The organism is Streptomyces sp. NBC_00568 (genome assembly GCF_026341855.1).
Lineage (GTDB): Bacteria > Actinomycetota > Actinomycetes > Streptomycetales > Streptomycetaceae > Streptomyces.
The window spans coordinates 5,148,615-5,168,550 of record NZ_JAPENW010000001.1 but is presented as its reverse complement, the minus strand read 5'-3'; the positions used below and the strand labels follow the sequence as shown (position 1 = coordinate 5,168,550).

The window sequence follows — 19,936 nt, the reverse complement described above, 5'->3', positions numbered from 1 at the left end:
TGCGGTCAGTTCTCGCGCGGCCACAGCCCGGGATCGGGCGTGAACCGGATACGCAGCTCGCCCTCGCGCAGTGCCGCGCCCGCCACCGTGCAGCGGCGCAGCGCCGAGGGGAGCGGGACGATCCTGCGGAACTGGCCGACGGTGACGACGAGTTCGTCTCCGCGCCGGATGAGGTCGAGTTCGTCGCGTATCGCGCCGGGCAGCGGAATGTGCCAGACGAGCACGCCGTCGTCGGCGAGGTGGTCGGTGACGGGCCACTCGACGGGGGTGGGCGCGGTGTTGACGCCGGGCACGGGAAGCGCGGCGAGGTCGTCGGTGCCGCGCGGGTCGTGGCCGCGGTGCGGGACCTCGTGCAGGTCGTACGTCTCCTGCCACTCGTCCAGCGCCTTGCGCTGCTGGGCCGCGAGGGCCGCCAGCCAGGCGTCGTTGGTGGCGCCGGGCAGCACCCGGCTCGCGACCAGACTGTCGACGGGCAGGCCGCGCAGGGCGAGGGCGGTGGCGGCGGTACGGACGGCGTCCGCGCCGGCCGGTCCCGGCTCGGCGACCAGCCTTACGGTCGTGGCGCGGTCCTCGACGACGGCCTGCACGGCGGCCAGCTCGAGGTCCCAGCGCGCCGCCGTCTCGTACAGCCACTCGGCGGGCATGGGCACGCCCGCGAGCCGGCCGAGGACGGGGCGCAGGGCGCGGGCCGCCTGGCGTTCCGGCGGGAGCAGGCGGCGCAGGTAGCGGCGGAGTTCCTCGGGCAGGGCGAGGAGCGCGAGGGCCTGGGGGGCCGGGGGGAGGTCCACGACGAGCAGGCCGTACGTCTCCGACAGCGCGGCGTCGCGCAGGGCGCGCAGCAGGGCGAGTTCCTCGGCGCCGGGGAGCGGGGTGACTTCCTCGGCGTCCAGTCGGGAGGCGCCGAGGAGGTCGAGGGCGGTGGTGGCGCGACGCTGGAACGCGGTGAGGTCGTCGCGGAATCGGGCGGCGGCGTCGGGGCGCCAGGCCGTCAGACCGGGGGCGGCCTCGACGGGGTCCGGGCCGGTGGGGACGCCGAGGACGGCACCGAGGGTGTCGGTGCGGTCGGCGGTGAGCACCAGGGTGCGGGTGCCCTCGCGGGCCGCCTGCAGCGCGGTGGCCGCGGCGACGGTGGTACGGCCGGTGCCGCCTTGGCCGGTGATCAGGATGGTGCGCATGGGGGTGAACGCTACCGGTGCTCCGCCGCGGGGACGGACCGCGCTACCTCGTCACCCGGGGGTCCGGGTGCCGCCCGGGGGCCGGGTGCGCGCTCGTGCTCGTGCTCGCCTCGGTGCCGGTCCGGTGGGTGGGTCGGGGCCGTGCCGGTACATCCCAGTCCGTCGCCGCTGGATCAGACGTCAGTTCTGACGCGAACCGCTGCTCGATCCGAACGTAAGCGACGGACATCAGGGATGTACCGGCACGGCCCCTCCCGCCGGATCCCGGCTGCGGGTCGTACGTGGCGAAGATCCAGCCCCTCCGGTTTCAGTCCCGGCCGGGGAAAATTCAGCCCCTCCGGCGTTTGAGGAGCGGGGTCTGGGGCGGAGCCCCAGGTACGGGACGGGTAGGGGCGGAGGGGGCGAAAGAAGGTTGAGGGTCTGGCGGGGGGCCTTTTGGGGCTCGCCAGGGTGAGGCGCGGGCCGCCCAGGGGTGGGGGCGGGTGCCGGTGAGGGGTTAGACCGTCTCCTCGACGCGCTTCTTCAGGCCTGCCAGGGCACGGTCGATGATGACCTTCTCGGCCTTGCGCTTGATCATGCCGAGCATCGGGATCTTGACGTCGACGGTCAGCCGGTAGGTGACCTCGGTGCCGTCGCCCGCGGCCTTGAGGATGTAGGAGCCGTCCAGGGAGCGGAGCATCTGGGACTTGACCAGGGTCCAGGAGACCTCGTGGTCGCCGGTCCAGGTGTAACCGAGGGTCTGGTCGTCCTTGATGGCGCCGGCGTCCATGACGAGGCGGACCTGCTCGGCGCGGCCCCGCTCGTCCGTCCCGAGCACCTCCGCCTCCTTCACCTCACCCGTCCAGTCCGGGTAGCGGGCGAAGTCGGCGATCACCGCCATGACGTCAGCCGGTGCCGCCTCGATCGTGATGCTCGAACTGGTGTGTTCCGCCATCGCGGTGGCTCCTCCAGATGCGGTCCGGTGAGGGAGGTCGGTGCGCACGTGTGTGCAGCGTGAAGGCTACCGCGCACGACCACGGGCGCTGTCACCCCACCTGCCGTTCAGCGCCGCCGCCGGCTCACCACTCCAGTACCCAGGGCCGGCCCGACCCCGCGAAGTGCCCCACATTCACGCATTCCGTCGCCCCGACGCGCATCCTGCGGACAAGGGGCTGGTGGACGTGACCGAAGAGCGCGTACCGGGGGCGCGTACGCCGGATCGCGTCCAGCAGCGCGCGGGAACCGCGCTCGAAGCGGCGCGCCACGGTGTCGTACACCAGCTCCGGCACCTCCGGCGGGATGTGCGTGCACAGCACGTCGACCTCACCGACGGCCTCGATCTTGGCCGCGTACTCCTCGTCGCTGATCTCGTACGGCGTCCGCATCGGCGTCCTCAGACCCCCGCCGACGAAGCCGAAGACCCGGCCGCCGATCTCGACCCGCTCGCCGTCGAGGACGGTGGTGCCGGGCCCGGCGTACTCGGACCACAGGGCCGGCATGTCGACATTGCCGTAGGTCGCGTACGTCGGCGCGGGGAACGCGGCGAACATCTCGGCGTACTGCTTGCGTACCGCCTTCTCGATGGCGGCGGCCCGGTCGGTGCCGATGCCCGCCCACAGCCGGGCGCCGAACGCGCGCGCCTCCTCGAAGCGGCGGGCGGTGCGCAGCTCGACGATGCGGTCGGCGTTCTCCACGCCGAACAGATCCGGGAAGATGCCGCGCGCGTGGTCGGCGTAGTCGAGGAAGAGGACCAGGTCACCGAGGCAGATGAGGGCGTCGGCGCCGTCGCCCGCGCGGGCCAGGTCCCGGGCGTTGCCGTGCACGTCACTGACCACATGAACGCGCGTCCGCGGATTACCGACCGGTGTGGATGCCATGACGATCAAGCGTAGGCCTGTGCGGCAAACGTGAACAGAGGCGGCCGGACCTGCGATTACTGGCTAGTCAGGAAGGGGGTGGACTACTGTGCGCGAAGGAACGCCAACACGTGTGACGCATAGAACATCTCGTCGGGACCCCCTGTCGAAGAAGCCATACCGACGGGTAACGTCCGGGCAGTCCAGTCGTACTCAGGAATTCAACAAGTGATCTCTTGAGTACCTGCCCGAGCCTTGGACCGCACCGTCGCATCACACAGAGTCGTGGCGTCGGCGCCCTATGAGGAGCAGCAGTCTTGCGCGAGTTCAGCCTTCCGGCTTTGTACGAGGTCCCTGCGGACGGAAATCTCACCGATATCGTCCGTAGAAACGCCGCGCAGCATCCCGACGTGGCCGTCATCGCCCGCAAGGTGGGCGGCACGTGGACGGACGTCAGCGCCACCACCTTCCTCGCCGAGGTGCGTGCCGCGGCCAAGGGCCTGATCGCCTCGGGCGTGCAGCCCGGTGACCGGGTCGGCCTGATGTCCCGTACCCGCTACGAGTGGACGCTGCTCGACTTCGCGATCTGGAGCGCCGGCGCCGTCACCGTGCCGGTGTACGAGACCAGCTCCGCCGAGCAGGTCCAGTGGATCCTCGGCGACTCCGGTGCGACCGCATGCATCGTGGAGCTGAGCACGCACGCGGCCTCCGTCGAGTCGGTGCGCGACCGGCTGCCCGCCCTCAAGCACGTCTGGCAGATCGAGGCCGGCGGCGTCGAGGAGCTGGGGCGCCTGGGCAAGGACGTCAGCGACGCCACCGTCGAGGAGCGCAGCTCGCTCGCCAAGGCGGACGACCCGGCGACCATCGTCTACACCTCCGGAACCACCGGCCGGCCCAAGGGCTGCGTCCTCACGCACCGCGCCTTCTTCGCGGAGTGCGGCAACATCGTGGAGCGGCTGCGCCCGCTGTTCCGCACGGGCGAGTGTTCCGTCCTGCTCTTCCTCCCGCTCGCGCACGTCTTCGGGCGGCTCGTGCAGATCGCGCCGATGATGGCGCCGATCAAGCTGGGCTGTGTCCCGGACATCAAGAACCTCACCGACGAGCTGGCCGCGTTCCGGCCGACGCTGATCCTCGGTGTGCCGCGCGTCTTCGAGAAGGTCTACAACTCGGCACGCGCCAAGGCTCAGGCCGACGGCAAGGGCAAGATCTTCGACAAGGCGGCGGACACGGCGATCGCGTACAGCCGCGCGCTGGACACCCCCTCGGGCCCGTCGCTCGGTCTGAAGATCAAGTACAAGACGTTCGACAAGCTCGTCTACAGCAAGCTGCGCGCCGTCCTCGGCGGGCGCGGCGAGTACGCGATCTCGGGCGGCGCGCCGCTGGGCGAGCGGCTCGGCCACTTCTTCCGCGGCATCGGCTTCACGGTCCTGGAGGGCTACGGCCTCACCGAGTCCTGCGCGGCCACGGCCTTCAACCCGTGGGACCGTACGAAGATCGGCACGGTCGGCCAGCCGCTGCCCGGCTCCGTGATCCGCATCGCCGACGACGGCGAGGTGCTGCTGCACGGCGAGCACCTGTTCAAGGAGTACTGGAACAACGAGGGCGCGACCGCCGAGGCGCTGGCCGACGGCTGGTTCCACACCGGTGACATCGGCACCCTCGACGAGGACGGCTACCTCCGCATCACCGGCCGCAAGAAGGAGATCATCGTCACCGCGGGCGGCAAGAACGTCGCCCCGGCCGTGATCGAGGACCGGATCCGCGCGCACGCGCTGGTCGCGGAGTGCATGGTCGTCGGCGACGGGCGCCCGTTCGTCGGCGCGCTGGTCACGGTCGACGAGGAGTTCCTGGTCCGCTGGGCCGAGGAGCACGGGAAGCCGGCCGGCTCGACCGCGGCGTCGCTGAGCGAGGACGCGGACCTGATCGCCGCCATCCAGGACGCGATCGACGACGGCAACGCGGCGGTGTCCAAGGCGGAGTCGGTACGCAAGTTCCGCATCCTCGCCCATCAGTTCACCGAGGAGTCGGGCCACCTGACGCCGTCCCTGAAGCTGAAGCGCAACGTGGTCGCGAAGGACTACGCCAACGAGATCGAGGCGATCTATCGGGGCTGATGCCCGAGCGACCGGGTTCCACCCCAGCCGGGAACTGCACGGCTCGGCCCCCTTCACTGGAGGGGGCCGAGCCGTTTTCCGTCCCGGTCGAGGTGTTTCCGGGGGCCGCCGGGGGCCGCCCCACCGGGGGCCGCCGTAGGCGGTGCAGGTCGTTCCCGGGCGGGAGGTGCGTCGTGGTTGCTCGCGCAGTTCCCCGCGCCCCTGACGGGCGCGCCGTCCCTGGCCGGCCGTCTGGGGGTGCGGGGACTGCGCGGCCGGCCGCTGGCGGCCCGCAGGCGCCGACGGGCCGCGAGCGGCACCCCCGTAGGCGCACCCGGTGAACGCTAGAGCAGCTCGCGCAGGCGTTCTGCCAGGAGGTCCCAGCGCCACTTCTCCTCGACCCAGGCGCGGCCCCGTTCGCCCATCCGGCGGCGCAGTTCGGAGTCGCCGAGCAGGGTGACGATGCGGTCGGCCGCTTCCTCGGCGGAGCCTCCGCGCACGACCCAGCCCGTCTCGCCGTCGAGCACGGCGTCGGGCGCGCCGCCCGAGTCGCCGGCCACCACCGGCAGGCCCGTCGCCGACGCCTCCAGGTACACGATGCCGAGCCCCTCGACGTCGAGCCCGCCCCTGCGCGTCCTGCACGGCATCGCGAAGACGTCCCCGGCCCCGTAGTGCGCGGGCAGCTCCGACCAGGGCACGGCCCCGGTGAACCGGACCGAGCCGGCGACGCCGGTGTCGCGCGCGAGCTTGCGCAGCTCCTTCTCGTACGGCCCGCCGCCGACGATCAGCAGCACCGCGTCCGGCTCCTTGGCCAGGATCCGCGGCATCGCGAGCACGAGGGTGTCCTGGCCCTTGCGCGGGACCAGGCGGGAGACGCAGACGACGACCGGCCGGTCGGTGAGACCGAGCCGGGCCCGGACCTCGTCGCCGCCGGAGCCGGGGTGGAAGGTCCCCTCGTCGACGCCGGGCGGCAGCTGGACCATGCGCGCGGCCGCCTCGGGGGTCAGCGCGGAGGCGATCCGCGAGCGCGTGTACTCCCCGAGGTAGGTGATCGTGTCGGTGGACTCACCGATCCGGCGCAGCAGGGTGCGGGCCGCGGGCAGCTGCGCCCAGCCGGCCTCGTGGCCGTGCGTGGTCGCCACGATGCGCCGCGCGCCGGCCCTGCGCAGCGCAGGCGCCATCAGGCCGAGCGGGGCCGCGGCCCCGAACCACACCGACGTACAGCCGTGTTCGCGCAGCAGCCCGACCGCCCGTCGGGTGGCGCCCGGCGTCGGGAGCAGCATCGTCGTACGGTCCCGTACGACGGTGAAGGGCTGCTCGGCGTCGAACGCGGCGGTCGCCTCGGCACCCTCGCGGCCGCGCTTCCACGTCGACGCGTAGACGACGAGTTGCCCGGGGTCCAGACGCAGCGCCATGTTGTGCAGAAAGGCCTGGATGCCGCCGGGGCGGGGCGGGAAGTCGTTCGTCACGATCAGGGTCTTGTGCATCGTGTTCGACACTATCGAATCTATACTCACAGCTCCGCACGACCGCGCTTGACGGCTCGCACACAGACCGGCGCGCCATCATGACTCCGCGAAGAACGCGGCGGCGACGCACTCGATCCGGACGAAGAGGGCCAGGTGGGCAGGGCATGACGGGGGCACGGAGCACGAGGTTCCCGTTCGGCCTGGCGGCACTGCTGGGGATCTGGGGCCTGACCAGGCTGACGCTGCTGCTCTTCGTGGCCAAGGTGTACGTCTTCCCCGGCCCGGACGTCACCAGCGACGTGTCCGTGATCTACCACGGCTGGTACGAGGTCCTGCGGCACGGCAGCTTCCCGCAGAACGACGTGACCTGGCAGTACCCGCCGGCCGCCTCGCTCGCGGTCCTCTCCCCCGGCCTGCTGCCGTTCCTCGACTACCAGCACGCCTTCTTCGTGCTGGCCTTCGTCGCCGACCTGGTGGTGTTCGGGCTCCTCCTGTACGCGGGCTCGCGCTCCGGCAAGACGCGGCGCGGCGCCTGGGTGTGGGTGATCGGGGTTCCGCTGCTCGGGCCGACCGTGTACGCCCGCTACGACGTGATGGTGACGGCCGTCGCGGTGGCCGCGCTGCTCGCGGGGGCCCGGCATCCCCGGGTCATGGGGATGCTCGTGGGCTTCGGCGCGATGGTCAAGGTGTGGCCGGTGCTGCTGCTGGTCGCCGCGGTGCGCCGCCGGGCCTGGGTCTGGGCCGCGGCGTCGGCGGGCGCGATCGCGGTGCTGTTCTGGGCGACGATGCCGGGCGCGTTCGGCTTCCTGACCGCCCAGCGTGACCGCGGTACCGAGGTGGAGTCGCTGGGCTCCCTCGTCTTCCACGTGGCCCGGCACCACGGCTGGAACGGGCGCGTGCTGCTCAACTACGGCTCGGTGGAGTTCCTCGGACCCTACGTCGACCTGGTGAGCACCGCGGCCCTGGTGCTGACCTCGCTCGCCTTCGGCTGGCTGCTGTTGTGGCGCCTGCGCGCCAAGCGGTTCCTGACGCACACGCTCGCCGACGCCGCGTTCGTCGCCGTCCTGATGTTCACCGCCACCAGCCGGGTCATCAGCCCGCAGTACCTGGTGTGGCTGGTCGGGCTCGCCGCCGTCTGCCTGTGCTTTCGCGCGAGCCGGATGGCGGTGCCCGCCTGCCTGGTGCTGATCGCGTGCTTCGTGACGGTGCTGGAGTTCCCGGTCTGGTTCGCGGACGTCGTGGGCAGCACCCCGCTGGGCATCACCCTCCTCGTCGTCCGCAACGGCCTGCTGGTGATCGCCGCGCTGCTGGCCGCCCGGGTGCTGTGGCGGGGCACGGTGTCCGAGCCGGCCCGGGCCCTCCCCGCTCAGGCGGCCCGCACCAAGGAGACCCTGGCGTCCTCCTGACGCCCGGCCCGCCTGGTCCACCACCACAGGGCGGCGCACTGCACCGTCATGGAGAGCACGAGGGCGAGGCAGATCCCGGGGAGCCCGAGTCCGGACAGGACGTGGGCCAGCGGGAGCTGGACCGCCGTACCGGCCAGCGTCACCCGGAGCAGCACCGGCGCTCCCCCGCTGCCCTCGAAGACCCCGCCGAGCGCGATGAAGCAGGCCATCAGCAGCAGGTAGGGACCGACGCAGCGCAGGAAGAGCACGCCGTCGTGGGCGACCGCGGGGCCGGCGCCGAAGGCCCGCATGAGCCAGGGAGCCAGCGCGGCGAGGAGTCCCGCGGCGAGCAGGCCGGCGGCCCCCGAGACGAGGACGGCCTGCCGCCCGATGGCGCCCCGTTCGTCGCGGCCCGCGCCCCGGGTGTGCGCGGTGTGGATCGAGGCGGCCTGCCGCACGGAGTAGAACGCCATGGTGGCGACGTACATGACCTTGTACGCGATCGCGTACGCCGCGACGGCCGTCGTCCCCAGCCGGGCCACGATCGCGACCAGCACGAGCGCGCCGCCCTGCCGCACCGTGAAGTCGGCGGACATGGGCAGCCCGGTCGTGAGGGTGCGGCGCAGGGCGGCGCCGGTGGCTTCGGCGGGCACCGCGGTGGCCGCCTCGGACAGGAGGGCGTTCCGGCGCAGGGCGCGCAGGCCCGCGGCCAGCGCCACGCCGCGGCACAGCACCGTCGAGACGGCGGCGCCCCGGACGCCGTACGCGTGGATGAGGAACGGGTCGAGGCCGAGGATCAGGCCGTTGGCCAGCAGGGCGAGGCGCATCGGGGTGCGGGTGTCGCCGGTGCCCTTCAGGATGCCGTCGACGAGGTTCTGCGCGAAGAAGACGGCGATGCCGGGCAGCGAGATCGCGAAGTACTGGACGGCGAGGGTCAGCGCGCGTCCGTCGCCGCCGAGCACCAGCCGGGCCAGCGGCTCGCGCAGCAGGTAGCCGCCGAGGGCGATCACCGGCGTGACCACGGCGCACAGTGCCCAGCCTCCGCGTACGGCCGCCCGGACCGCGCCCGGGTCGCGGGCGCCCCGGGCGTGCGAGACCAGGACGGTGGTGCCGGAGGCGAAGACCAGGGCGACGCCGAGCAGCACGTTCTCGGTGTTGGTCGCGACGGCGACGGCGGCCACGGCGTCACCGCCGAGCCGGGAGACCCAGACGGTATTGATGATTCCGGCGGCGACGGACGCGAGCAGCGAGAGATAGACGGGGTGGGCGAGCGCTACGAGCTGCTTGCGATGGGCGTTCACGGAGGCTCCCTCGATACGAGCTACCTCGTTTAGAGGTAGCTCGATAAGAGGTACCATGGGTGCGGGGAGCCCGCAAGCATGAAGACGCGGGCGGACCGCAAGCATGAAGACGCGGGCGGACCGCGGGCACGACGGCAGCGGGACGACCGCGAACACACGGACCCGGGACGCCCGTGAGCACCAAGGCGCGGGAAGCCCGTACGCGGGGAGCCGCGAAGCGAACGGTGGTACGGCAGACGCGCCGTACCCCGATGACCCACGAGCTAGGAGCCGACCGGATGCTGGAGCTGTCGATCCTGGGCTTTCTGTACGAGGAGCCCCTGCACGGCTACGAGCTGAAGGAGCGCATCAAGGCCCTCAGCGGCCATGTCCGCCCGGTCAGCGACGGGGCCCTCTACCCGGCGATCACCCGCCTGGTCGCCGCGGGCCTGCTCGACCAGCACACCGAGCCCGGCAGCGGCGCGGCCCCGCGGCGCATCCTGTCGCTCACCGGGAAGGGCCGTGAGGACCTCCTGGAGCGGCTGCGCCACCCCAAGCAGGCCGAGATCACCGACCAGGTGCGCTTCAACACGCTCCTGGCGTTCCTGCGCCACCTTGCCGACCCCCGCGAGCAGGCCGCGGTACTGCGCCGCCGCCAGGAGTTCCTGGAGACCCCGGCGAGCTTCTTCTACCGGGACGGCCGGCCGGTGCGCGCGGAGGAGGCCGACGATCTGTTCCGGCAGGGCATGCTGCGGGTCGCGCGGGCGACGGGCGAGGCGGAGCGGACGTGGCTCGCGGAGGCCATCCACCGGCTCGAGGGATGAACGGACCGGCGGGTCAGCCGAGTTGGTCCCTGAGGTACTGCCGCCAGAGCTCGGTGAACTTCTCCGGCGTCGTGTGCAGCACGTCCCGCAGCGCGCCCTCGACCGCCCCGGCCCGCTTCCGGTGGTCGCCCACCGCCCGGTAGAAGTCGTTCAGGCGGACCTCGCCCCAGCGGTCGGCGATCAGCCGGCAGGCCATCCAGCCGCCCTCGTAGGCCTGCGCCAGCCGGCCCGCGTCCGCGGTGAACCCGAAGTCCCCGTCGCCGGGCAGCGCGGCCGGGAGACGCCCCTCGGCCACGGAGCGCTCCAGCTCCGGCGCGACCTGCCCGGGTGCCCGCCCGCTGCCGCGGTAGCCGACCCAGTCCGCGTACCCCTCGGAGAGCCACAGCGGGGTGACGGCCGTGGTGTGGGCGCGGGTGGCGACGTGCGTGGTCTCGTGGGTGAGCACGACCTGCTTTCCGAGGGCGCCGAGGACGCCGTAGGCGTCCGGGTTGACGATGATCCGGTCCGCGGGCGCCTTCGCGGGACCTCCCCCGGCCCCCGGCCGGGGGGACCCCCGTCCCGCTTCGCCCACCTCGCCGGTGGTGACCGCCGCGATCCCCCGGTATCCGGACGCCGGAGCCCCGAGCAGCCCCGCCATCCCCTCCAGCGACTTCGGTACGAGGACGACGACGTGCCGCGCCCAGTCCGTGCCCCAGGCCTCCGACACGGCGGGCACGGCGTGGTCCGCCAGGCCCGCGAAGGAACGCAGCCGCTCGCCGGACTGCCCGACCCCGAGAACGAGGCTGCGCTCACCCCGTACGGTCGTCACGGCGCCCTGATCCCAGAGCTGGTCTCCGGCCTTGCCCGCGGGCTCGTCGGAGGCGACGCGCCAGGCTCCGGCGGCGCGGGTCAGACGCAGGGTGCGGTCGGCGGAGACCGGTGCGGCGTCGTAGCCCTCGATGCGGTAGCGCAGTTCGGCCCGGGCCGTGGCCCGGTCGCCGGAGCGGTGCAGCTCGGTCAGACGGTAGGACCAGGCCGCCAGCGGCACGTCACGCAGGTTCGCGAAAGCCTTTCCGGCGCCGGCCGCCTCCCCGGTGGCCCGGAACGCCGCCTCGTCCCGGTCCACGACCGCGGCCGCGCGCCGGTCGAGGACCCGCTGCACATCGGCCGACGCGGTGTCCGACGGCACCCGGCCGCCGCAGCCGACGAGCACGGCGAGCAGCAGCACCAGGGAAAGTCCCGCTCGCGACGCACGCCTTCGACCAGCCATCTTCCCGATCGTACGGTGCCCGCGCCGGCCCACCGGTTCCGCGTGGTGCCGTCGCCTCGCCCCGTCAGGGCCGGGTGACGGACGAGACCGGCATCATCCCGACCGGGTCGTAGCGCACCGGGGCGCCCGGGTAGGGCGCGTGGATCACCTGGCCGTTGCCCACGTACATCCCGACATGGCTGGCGTCGGACCGGTAGGTGACCAGGTCACCGGGCTGCGCCTGGGAGAGCGGCACCTGCCGTCCGGCGTACCGCTGGGCCTGCGAGGTGCGCGGCAGACCGACCCCGGCCCGCGCGTACGACCACTGCATGAGGCCCGAACAGTCGAAGCCGCCCGGCCCGTTGGCGCCCCACACGTAGGGACGGCCGAGCGCCGAGCGGGCCGCGGCGACGGCGGCGGCCGCGCGCGCCGAGGACGGGACGGCGCCCCCGAGGTCGGGCATGCCGGCGCGCGCCGAGCGCGAGGCCCGTTCGTAGGCGGCGCGGTCGGCGTACGGCAGCGAGTTGAGCAGCTGCCGCGCCTTGGCCAGTTTGCCCTCGACGACCCGCTTGTTCCGGGCGACCGCCTTGCGGCTGCGCTCCAGCTCGGCGAGTTTCCCGTCGGCCTCCTCGCGCTTCTGGGCGAGGTCGCGCATGGCGAGCTGGAGGTCCTCGAGCTCGCCGGCCTGGTGGGCGGTGATCCGGTCGAGGGCGGCGGCCTTGTCGAGGTAGTCGTCCGGGTCGTCGGAGAAGAGCAGCGCGAGCGAGGGGTCGAGGCCGCCGGAGCGGTACTGCGCCCCGGCGAGCGAACCGAGCGAGTCGCGCATGGTGTTGATGCGCTCCTGCTGCCGGGCGATCTCGTCCTGTGCCGTGCCGACCTGCTCGCGCAGCGTGTCGGCACGCTCGTCGGCCTTGTTGAACGCCTCGGTGGCCTTCTCGGCCTGGGTGTAGAGGCGGTCCACCTCGGCCCGGGTGTCGTCCTGCGGTGCCGCCGAGGCGGGCAGGGTGCCGAGTGCGGCGGCCGCCGCGGACATCACGCAGGCGGCGATGCCGAAGGCGCCGGCGCCCCGGTCGAAGCCGGTCGGTTCAAGGCGGCGATGGAACCCCACAGGTAGCCGCTCTCCCTCCGCTGACGGTCCCCCGCTGTTGGGGGAAACGCGCCAGACAGTAGCCGTGCGACTACGCACCGGCCAAAGACCCTCGCGGGCACACAAAGTGACGCCCCGCCGGAGACGCAGGTCACCGACGGGGCGTGGGGTCAGCGGAAGTTGTCGCAATTCGCCCGTTTGGGCGGCGCGGCAAGGCGTTCCCGCGGGCGGCCGGAGTCAGCTCCGGCCCGCCGGCCGGATCAGACCCGGACGCCGAACTGGAAGGGCATGTTGCCGATCGACTCGTAGCGGACGACCGTGCCGGTGCGCGGGGCGTGCAGCACCTGGCCGTTGCCCGCGTAGAGGCCGACGTGGTGCTGGTCGCCGTAGAAGATGACCAGGTCACCGACCTGCAGGTCGCTCTGCGAGTAGATGCGCGTGCCCGCGTTGGCCTGGGCCTGCGAGGTGCGCGGTATGGCGACACCGGCCTGGCCGTACGCCCAGGAGGTGAGGCCGGAGCAGTCGAAGGAGCTGGGGCCGGTGGCGCCGTACACGTACGGCGATCCGATCCGGGTCTGCGCGGCGCTGAACGCGGCGCCGGCGCGGCCGGAGGCGGCCTTGGCGCCGCCGAGGTCGACGCGCTCGCTGGCGCGGGTCGCCCGCTCCTTCTCCTTGGCCGCGAGCGCGGCCCTCTCCTGTGCCGTCAGGGAGTTCAGGAGCTTCTGCGCGGCGCCCAGCTTGCCCTGGACTTCCTTCTTCTTCTTGGCGAGCTCGGTCCGCGTGTCGGCGAGGTCCTTGAGCTTCTCGGAGGCCTCGGAACGCTGCTGGGCGAGCGAACGCTGCTTCTCCTGGACCTTCTTGAGCGACTCGACCTGCTGACCGCTCAGCTGGTCCATGGCGGACGCCTTGTCCAGGTAGTCGTCCGGGTCCGAGGAGAGGAAGAGCGCCACGGAGGGGTCGATGCCACCGGTGCGGTACTGGGCGCTGGCCATCGAACCGAGGCCGTCACGGAGCTCGTTGAGCTCCTCCTGGCCGCGGGCGACGTTGTCCTGCAGGGAGCTGATCTGCTTCTGCAGCTTCTCCTGCTTCTCCTTGGCGCCGTTGAGCTTCTCCGTGGCCTGCTCGGCCTCTTCGTAGAGCTTGTCGACCTTGGTCTTGACCTCGTCCTTGTTGGGCTTCTCGGACGGCGCGGCATTGGCGACGTTGGCACTGAGGGCAACGGCTGCAGCGGCGGCGGTGGTGAGCACGGTCACACGGGTGCGGCTCGGCTGCTTGGGTCGACGGTGGGACGCCACGAAGGCGAGCTCCTTCTTCCTCCAGCCGCCTGCCGAAGACGCCGACGGGCGGTGCCCCTCCACCGTCACTCCTCATGAGTGATCACCCTAGTTGGAGGTTCGAGGCATGACCCTAGTGACCTACTTGTGATCAGTTCAAATCCAAACCTGAAAATTCTTTGTCAGGAGCGGATTCTTTGCACTCAACTCACCTGCAGTGATGTGCGCTTGACACTACGTCGCGTGAAGGTCCTGTCAATTCGGGCATCAAGCCCAGAGGTTACGCATGGGGTGTAGGTGACTGATGCGACTTAGGCCCCGGATCGCCGTCCACGCGAAACCCGGGGCCGGAGGCGGGAGATGGCGCTCCCGAAGGCGCGCGCGAAGAAGCGCGGAAGGGGGCGAACGGGAGGAATCGCCCGGAACGAAACGAGCAAAAGGAAACGCGAGGGAGAAAGAAGGCGAAAGGGGTCGCTCAGCCGCGCGAGAAGCGCTTGAGGAGCACCACGGACGCCACCGGCCGGGCGCCCGCCTTCGCGATGCCGTCCGCCACCTCACGGTCGGTCGAGACGACGATGACCGGCCGCCCGGGCGGCTCGGCCCGCACCAGCTGACGGATCAGCTCGTCCGCCGTGACGCCGGGCTTGGAGAACAGCACCCTGACCCCGCGCGGCGGCGCGAGCAGCACCGGCGCGGCCAGCTCGGCCCCGTCGAAGACACAGGTGACCTCGGCGCCGGTCTGCGCGGCCAGCTGCGAGAGCTGCCCGAGCAGCCTCAGCCGCTGCTTCTCCAGCGGCATCTGGGGATAGCCGGTCTTGGTGACGTTGTAGCCGTCGACGACCAGATGCGCCTGGGGCAGCGCGAGCAACTGGTCCAGGATCGCGGGGTCGTTCTCGGAGAGCGCGCGGGCGGCGATGTCCTTCGGCGTCATGCGTCCCGGCTCGACCGCGTCCACGGTCTCGGCGGGCCGGACGGAGACGGGAGGCAGCGCCAGTTCCCGGCGCAGGCCCTGGGCCGCGTCCAGCACGGTGTCGAGCAGCAGCCGGACGCGCATGTCCTCGACACTGCGCCCCTCGCGCGCCGCCTTGCGCGTGGCCTCCAGGGCGGCCTCGGCCTCCGAGAGGCGCGCCTTGAGCCGCCGGGTCTCGCTCTCGGCGGCGGACACCTGGGCCTGCCCCTCCGCCTTCACCGTGTCCGTCTCGGCCTGGAGCTTGCGCAGGGCCGCCTCGCCGCGCTTGACGTCACTGAGGGCCCCGCGCAGCTTGCGGTGAAGCGATTCCGCTTCTTTCCTGGCCGACTCCACTTCCGCGCGCAGCCGTTCGGTCTCGGCCCTCGTCTGCCCGCGGGCCTCTTCGAGCTCCTCGCGCAGCCGCTCCAGCTCGGCGCGGTTCTCCTCGTCGGCACGCTCCGCGTCCGCCCGCAGGGCCTCCTCGCCCGCGGCGGTGACCAGCTTCACCCAGCCCGCCGGGCGCAGCACATAGGCCGCGGCCGCCACGTCCAGCGGATCCGCGGCCGGGGGCGGCGCGCCCGATTCGAGGGCCCCGACGATCTCGGGCTGGGCCTCTCTCAGCTTCTCGGCGATGCGCTGTCTGAACAGCGGGTCCGTCTCCAGCGCCGCGGCCATGGCGTTGCCGGCGAACTTGGCCCGCCGGTTCGGCGCGAACCGGGCGTACTGTCTCAACTGGACGGGCAGTTCGGCCACCGTCAGTCCGCCGAAGCCGTCCGAGACGATCTGTACGACGCGTCGGCGCACGCCGTCGGGCAGCGGACGGTCGAGCACCTCAGCGGTGCCGTCGTCCGGCTCCCCGCCTGTGGTCTCCACCATCCGTCACCCCAATATCCGTGCGGGGCCCGCTCCCTCAGGAGCCGGCACCCGGCCTGTCCACGAGTTCGACCTGATCCACCGCGTTGCACCAGCGGCACCGCACCGACTCGATGGTCTCACTGACCACCTCGCGCTCCTCGACCTTCGGCTCACCGGCGAGGTCGAGGTGCACATACTCGACGACCTTCGAGGAGCGGGTCACGTCGAAACGCGTGAGGTTGCCGCAGAGGGCACAGCGCCAGCGAGTCTTGGCGTCGGGCAGGGGAACCGTCATAGGGCAGTCGCTCTTTCCTTCTAGTGTCCGTCCGGCGCCGGTCTCCCGGTGCATGTGGCTCGTAACCCTACGGCCTGGCGGGTACTCGACGCTCTGGTGTCCGCGGCGGCGAGGCGGTCTGCTCCGATCGGTCCGGTTGCGTCATGCTCTGTACCATGATCGGCAATTGGAGTACGGCGGTCGGCAGGGCGGTGCGGGGCCAGTCCGCGCCGGTGACGTACGGGCTGATCGTCCTGTGCTGTCTGATCTTCGTGATCGGTCCCGCCTCGGGCCTCAATCCCGCGTACGGCACCGGGGACGAACTGCTGGTCGCCCAGCGCGCGTACTTCCGCCGCTGGGGCGTGGTGCCGTCCGACCTCTTCGGCGGGGCCCCGCGCGAGGCGCTCACCCCGGCCACGGCCCTGTTCATCCACGGCAGCTGGCTCCACCTCCTGGGCAACATGCTCTTCTTCTACGTCTTCGGGGTGATGACCGAGGAACGCATGGGCCATGTGGAGTTCGCCCTCTTCTACCTGGGCTGCGGATATCTGGCCCTGCTCGGCTACGCCGCCGCCAACGCCGGCTCGCAGCAATCCCTGGTCGGGGCGTCCGGGGCGATCTCCGCGGTGCTCGGCGCGTTTCTGTACCTGTTCCCCAAGGCCCGGGTGACCAGTCTCTTCCCGTTCCTCTTCTTCATGCCGCTGCGGTTCCCGGCCTGGGTGGTGCTGCCGTTCTGGTTCGCCCTGCAGTGGCTGGCGGCGGGCCGCAGCGACTCCGGACCCGGGGTCGCCTATCTGGCCCACCTCGTGGGCTTCTCGCTGGGGTTCGTCTACGCGTGGGCGCGGTTCGGGCGCCGTACGGCCGCCGCACCCTCCCCGGGGGCTCTGCCGGGACCCCCGGCGCCGCAGCCGGGCCGGGTGGACCGCGAGTAGGGTGAGATCCCCAGCAGTGGCCCCCGAGGGAGAGAACCAGCCGTGATCACCGCGATCGTCCTCATCAAGACCAGCGTGGACCGGATCCCCGAGATCGCCGAGTCGATCGCGTCACTGGAGAGCGTCAGCGAGGTCTTCTCCGTCACCGGCACCTACGACCTGATCGCGATGGTCCGGGTCAAGGCCCACGACGACCTGGCGGACGTCATCCCCGGCAAGATCAGCAAGATCCCGGGCGTCGAGGCCACGGACACGCATGTGGCGTTCCGTACGTACTCCGAGCACGACCTGGAGGCGGCGTTCGCCATCGGTCTCGACTCCTGACCGACGGGACACCGCCTCCGGGCGCGACCCGCGCGTGTCAGACGGCCGGGACGCAGCGGCCGTCCTCGGTGCGGTACTGCCACCGCGCGCCGTCCCGGACGAGCTCGCGCACCGCGCGGACGAAACGCTCCACGTGCTCGTCGGGGGTACCGGCGCCGAAGCTGACGCGGATGGCGTTGAGGGACTTCTCCCCGGGAGCCGCCTCGGGGGCGCCGCACTCCCCCTGGGTCTCCGGGTCGCTGCCGAGCAGCGTGCGGACCAGCGGGTGGGCGCAGAAGAGGCCGTCGCGGACGCCGATGCCGTACTCGGCGGAGAGCGCGGCCGCGAAGTGCGAGCTGTTCCAGCCCTCGACGACGAAGGAGATGACGCCGACCCGCGGGGCGTCGTCGCCGAAGAGGGAGAGGACCCGGACCTCCGGGACCTCCGCGAGACCCGCGCGGACGGTACGGATCAGGTGCTGCTCACGGGCGACGAGGGTGTCGAAACCCTCCTCGGTGAGCGCCTTGCAGGCCGACGCGATCGAGTAGGCGCCGATGACGTTCGGCGAGCCCGCCTCGTGCCGGGCGGCGCTGTCGTGCCACTCCACGTCCACGCCGCCGTCCGCGCGCCGGGTGACCTTGCGGCTGGCGCCGCCGCCCGCGAGGTACGGGGCGGCCTCGCGCAGCCAGTCGGAACGGCCCGCGAGGACACCGGAGCCGAAGGGCGCGTACAGCTTGTGCCCGGAGAAGGCGACCCAGTCGACGTCGAGGTCCTGGACCGACACCGGGTGGTGCGGGGCGAGCTGCGCGGCGTCGAGGACGATCCGGGCACCGTGGGCGTGCGCGGCGGCGGCCAGCTCACGCACCGGCCACAGCTCCCCGGTGACGTTCGAGGCGCCGGTGACACAGACGAGGGCCGGCCCCTGGGGGTCACGGCCGGCGAGGGCGCGCTCCAGGGTGGCGACGGCCTCGCCCGGGGTGCGCGGGGCGTTCAGGTACGTCACCCGGGCGTCGCGCCAGGGCAGCAGCGAGGCGTGGTGCTCGGTCTCGAAGACGAAGACCTGGCAGTCGGCCGGGAGCGCGGCGGCGAGCAGGTTGAGCGAGTCGGTGGTGGAGCGGGTGAAGACCACCTGGTCCCCGGCGCGGCAGTCGAGGAACTCCTCGACGGTCCTGCGGGCGTTCTCGAAGAGGTCGGTGGACAGCTGCGAGAGGTAGCCGGCGCCCCGGTGGACGCTGCCGTAGTACGGCGCGTACGCGGCCACGTCGTCCCACACCCGCTGGAGGGCGGGCGCGCTGGCGGCGTAGTCGAGGGCGGCGTAGGTGACCTCGCCGCCGGTGACGAGGGGGACGGTGACATCCCGGCCCAGAACGGCCAGAGGGGCACAAACGGTCCGGTCGGCGGCAGCGGTGGAGACAGACATGGCGAGCTCCTGTGAGAGGCAGGCGGGATCGCTGCGCGAGCCGGCCGCCCGGAGGCAGGGCTCAGCGCAAGGAAAGGTGAAAAGGGTGCGCGGAGGCGGGGCTCGACGCCCTATCGCATTCGCTTGCTCACAGAAGGCTCCCTCGAACGACCAGGACCCCTGGTTGCATCCGCTCGGAAGAGCGGGAGGGGTCCGCGCTTGCCGTAGGCCTCGCTGCCTACGACCTGGTCTTCACCCGGGGCACCCCGCCACGGACGGAGGGTTGCCGGACAGTCGGCCGGGGCCTGATGACTGTCACTCATGACCTGGTACAGCATCTTGCCAGAAGATCTTCGACGCGCAAGGCGCAGTCCGGATCGTGGACTGCGCCCCCGCGTCGTCCCGCCCGGGGATCAGGCGTTGCTGGCGGCCACCCACCGGTCGAGGGTGCGCTTCGCGGCCCCGGAGTCGATCGCCTCGGCCGCCTTCTCCATTCCGGCGCGGAGCTGGTCCGCGAGCGGAGCGCCGGTCGGAGACAGGGCCACGAGGGCCGCCGCCGAGTTCAGCAGGACCGCGTCCCGTACGGGCCCGGTCTCGCCGTCCAGCAGGCGCCGGGCGACCTCCGCGTTGAACGAGGCGTCGGCGCCGCGCAGGGCCTCCACCGGGACGATGTCGAGACCGACGTCGCGCGGGTCGAAGCGCTCCTCGGTGACCTTGCCGTCGCGGACCACCCAGACGTGGGAGCCCGCGGTGGTGGTCAGCTCGTCGAGGCCGTCGTCACCGCGGAACACCAGCGAGGAGTTGCCTCGCTCGGCGAACACACCCGCCACGATCGGCGCCATGCGGGGGTCGGCGACTCCGACCGCCTGGGCCTTCACCCGCGCCGGGTTGGTCAGCGGGCCGAGCACGTTGAAGGTCGTCCGGATGCCCAACTGGCCGCGGGCCGCGGCCGCATGACGCAGCGCCGGGTGGAACTTCACCGCGAAGCAGAAGGTGATCCCGGCCTCCTCCGCCACCTCGGCGACCCGCTTCACCGGCAGCTGGAGATTGACGCCGAGCTTCTCCAGGACGTCCGAGGAGCCGGACGCGGAGGACGCGGCCCGGTTGCCGTGCTTGACCACCTTGGCGCCGGTGCCGGCCACCACGATCGAGGACATCGTGGAGATGTTGACGGTCTTCGCGCCGTCGCCGCCCGTACCGACGATGTCGACGGTGCGCCCGGGCACCTCGATCACATTGGCGTGCTCGTACATCGCCCGGACGAGTCCGGAGATCTCCTGGACGGTCTCGCCCTTGGCCCGCAGCGCCACCACGAACCCGGCGATCTGCGCGTCGGTCGCCTCGCCGCGCATGATGCGGTCCATCGCCCAGGCCGTGTCGTCCGCGCTCTGGTCGCGGCCTTCGAGCAGACCGTTCAGTACCTGGGGCCAGGAACGGACCGCCGCGGTGTCGCCTCCAGCGGGGTTCACAGCGCTCATGGTCGCTCCTGGTTCGTAGGTGACGCGAAGGGACTCACCCCTTGCGCGGGGTGAGTCCACCCTATCCAGCCCGCGAGACGGCAAAGAGCCCCGTCC

The 19,936-nt window shown here is 72.1% G+C and carries 17 protein-coding genes and 1 riboswitch; of the genes, 5 read left to right on the top strand and 12 right to left on the bottom strand.

Going from position 1 to position 19,936, the window contains the following annotated elements:
• Positions 1-5: 5 nt before the first annotated feature.
• The 3 genes from OOK38_RS22385 to OOK38_RS22375 form a co-directional block, all read right to left on the bottom strand.
• Positions 6-1,175, bottom strand: coding sequence for an ArsA family ATPase (locus OOK38_RS22385; RefSeq protein ID WP_266757844.1), 1,170 nt, complete (start codon positions 1,173-1,175; stop codon positions 6-8).
• 496 nt (positions 1,176-1,671) lie between these two features.
• A complete protein-coding gene (locus OOK38_RS22380) occupies positions 1,672-2,109 on the bottom strand; it encodes an SRPBCC family protein (RefSeq protein WP_266757845.1) in 438 nt (145 codons plus the stop codon).
• Positions 2,110-2,233: 124 nt separating this feature from the next.
• Positions 2,234-3,031 (bottom strand): metallophosphoesterase, encoded by a 798-nt coding sequence (locus tag OOK38_RS22375; protein ID WP_266757846.1) that lies wholly within the window; start codon positions 3,029-3,031, stop codon positions 2,234-2,236.
• 296 nt (positions 3,032-3,327) lie between these two features.
• Between OOK38_RS22375 and OOK38_RS22370 the strand changes: the two genes are divergently transcribed.
• On the top strand, positions 3,328-5,124 hold the full coding sequence (locus OOK38_RS22370) for a long-chain fatty acid--CoA ligase (RefSeq protein ID WP_266848741.1): 1,797 nt from the start codon (positions 3,328-3,330) through the stop codon (positions 5,122-5,124).
• A 323-nt stretch (positions 5,125-5,447) separates the two neighbouring features.
• On the opposite strand, the gene OOK38_RS22365 is transcribed toward OOK38_RS22370, so the two are convergent.
• Entirely contained in the window at positions 5,448-6,590 is a 1,143-nt protein-coding gene (locus tag OOK38_RS22365; protein ID WP_266849376.1) for a glycosyltransferase family 4 protein, read from the bottom strand.
• 146 nt (positions 6,591-6,736) lie between these two features.
• Between OOK38_RS22365 and OOK38_RS22360 the strand changes: the two genes are divergently transcribed.
• On the top strand, positions 6,737-7,978 hold the full coding sequence (locus OOK38_RS22360; RefSeq protein WP_266848740.1) for a glycosyltransferase family 87 protein: 1,242 nt from the start codon (positions 6,737-6,739) through the stop codon (positions 7,976-7,978).
• Here OOK38_RS22360 and OOK38_RS22355 read toward each other — a convergent pair.
• Positions 7,939-9,258, bottom strand: coding sequence for an MATE family efflux transporter (locus OOK38_RS22355; protein ID WP_266848739.1), 1,320 nt, complete (start codon positions 9,256-9,258; stop codon positions 7,939-7,941). The two genes, OOK38_RS22360 and OOK38_RS22355, sit on opposite strands and share 40 nt — an antisense overlap.
• 278 nt (positions 9,259-9,536) lie before the next feature.
• On the opposite strand from OOK38_RS22355, the gene OOK38_RS22350 reads away from it, so the two are divergent.
• On the top strand, positions 9,537-10,061 hold the full coding sequence (locus OOK38_RS22350; protein ID WP_266757851.1) for a PadR family transcriptional regulator: 525 nt from the start codon (positions 9,537-9,539) through the stop codon (positions 10,059-10,061).
• A gap of 13 nt (positions 10,062-10,074) precedes the next feature.
• Here the strand turns inward: OOK38_RS22350 and OOK38_RS22345 are convergent, their stop codons facing one another.
• The 5 genes from OOK38_RS22345 to OOK38_RS22325 form a co-directional block, all read right to left on the bottom strand.
• Positions 10,075-11,310 (bottom strand): hypothetical protein, encoded by a 1,236-nt coding sequence (locus OOK38_RS22345; protein ID WP_266848737.1) that lies wholly within the window; start codon positions 11,308-11,310, stop codon positions 10,075-10,077.
• Between the two features lie 64 nt (positions 11,311-11,374).
• A complete protein-coding gene (locus OOK38_RS22340) occupies positions 11,375-12,397 on the bottom strand; it encodes an NlpC/P60 family protein (protein ID WP_266757853.1) in 1,023 nt (340 codons plus the stop codon).
• A gap of 239 nt (positions 12,398-12,636) precedes the next feature.
• Entirely contained in the window at positions 12,637-13,671 is a 1,035-nt protein-coding gene (locus OOK38_RS22335; protein ID WP_266757854.1) for a C40 family peptidase, read from the bottom strand.
• 454 nt (positions 13,672-14,125) lie between these two features.
• The gene (locus OOK38_RS22330) at positions 14,126-15,475 is read right to left on the bottom strand and encodes an NYN domain-containing protein (protein WP_266757855.1); all 1,350 of its coding nucleotides are present in this window, start codon (positions 15,473-15,475) and stop codon (positions 14,126-14,128) included.
• 34 nt (positions 15,476-15,509) lie between these two features.
• Positions 15,510-15,749 carry a hypothetical protein gene (locus OOK38_RS22325; protein ID WP_261706939.1) on the bottom strand — a complete coding sequence of 80 codons (240 nt, stop codon included), beginning with the start codon at positions 15,747-15,749 and terminating at the stop codon, positions 15,510-15,512.
• A gap of 155 nt (positions 15,750-15,904) precedes the next feature.
• On the opposite strand from OOK38_RS22325, the gene OOK38_RS22320 reads away from it, so the two are divergent.
• Positions 15,905-16,660 (top strand): rhomboid family intramembrane serine protease, encoded by a 756-nt coding sequence (locus OOK38_RS22320; protein ID WP_266757856.1) that lies wholly within the window; start codon positions 15,905-15,907, stop codon positions 16,658-16,660.
• Positions 16,661-16,702: 42 nt separating this feature from the next.
• Positions 16,703-16,984: an Lrp/AsnC family transcriptional regulator gene (locus OOK38_RS22315; protein WP_266757857.1), complete on the top strand. Its 282-nt coding sequence runs from the start codon at positions 16,703-16,705 to the stop codon at positions 16,982-16,984.
• Positions 16,985-17,021: 37 nt separating this feature from the next.
• On the opposite strand, the gene OOK38_RS22310 is transcribed toward OOK38_RS22315, so the two are convergent.
• Positions 17,022-18,383 carry an aminotransferase class V-fold PLP-dependent enzyme gene (locus OOK38_RS22310; protein WP_266848735.1) on the bottom strand — a complete coding sequence of 454 codons (1,362 nt, stop codon included), beginning with the start codon at positions 18,381-18,383 and terminating at the stop codon, positions 17,022-17,024.
• A 189-nt stretch (positions 18,384-18,572) separates the two neighbouring features.
• Positions 18,573-18,689: riboswitch (SAM riboswitch) on the bottom strand.
• 86 nt (positions 18,690-18,775) lie between these two features.
• Entirely contained in the window at positions 18,776-19,840 is a 1,065-nt protein-coding gene (gene trpD / locus OOK38_RS22305; RefSeq protein ID WP_266757859.1) for an anthranilate phosphoribosyltransferase, read from the bottom strand.
• Positions 19,841-19,936 lie beyond the last annotated feature (96 nt).

Coding starts and splice junctions, on each gene's coding strand:
- trpD (WP_266757859.1), bottom strand. CDS start 19,840: ATGAGCGCTGTGAACCCCGCTGGAGGCGACACCGCGGCGGTCCGTTCC.
- OOK38_RS22320 (WP_266757856.1), top strand. CDS start 15,905: ATGATCGGCAATTGGAGTACGGCGGTCGGCAGGGCGGTGCGGGGCCAG.
- OOK38_RS22330 (WP_266757855.1), bottom strand. CDS start 15,475: ATGGTGGAGACCACAGGCGGGGAGCCGGACGACGGCACCGCTGAGGTG.
- OOK38_RS22350 (WP_266757851.1), top strand. CDS start 9,537: ATGCTGGAGCTGTCGATCCTGGGCTTTCTGTACGAGGAGCCCCTGCAC.
- OOK38_RS22345 (WP_266848737.1), bottom strand. CDS start 11,310: ATGGCTGGTCGAAGGCGTGCGTCGCGAGCGGGACTTTCCCTGGTGCTG.
- OOK38_RS22310 (WP_266848735.1), bottom strand. CDS start 18,383: ATGTCTGTCTCCACCGCTGCCGCCGACCGGACCGTTTGTGCCCCTCTG.
- OOK38_RS22360 (WP_266848740.1), top strand. CDS start 6,737: ATGACGGGGGCACGGAGCACGAGGTTCCCGTTCGGCCTGGCGGCACTG.
- OOK38_RS22375 (WP_266757846.1), bottom strand. CDS start 3,031: ATGGCATCCACACCGGTCGGTAATCCGCGGACGCGCGTTCATGTGGTC.
- OOK38_RS22365 (WP_266849376.1), bottom strand. CDS start 6,590: ATGCACAAGACCCTGATCGTGACGAACGACTTCCCGCCCCGCCCCGGC.
- OOK38_RS22385 (WP_266757844.1), bottom strand. CDS start 1,175: ATGCGCACCATCCTGATCACCGGCCAAGGCGGCACCGGCCGTACCACC.
- OOK38_RS22325 (WP_261706939.1), bottom strand. CDS start 15,749: ATGACGGTTCCCCTGCCCGACGCCAAGACTCGCTGGCGCTGTGCCCTC.
- OOK38_RS22380 (WP_266757845.1), bottom strand. CDS start 2,109: ATGGCGGAACACACCAGTTCGAGCATCACGATCGAGGCGGCACCGGCT.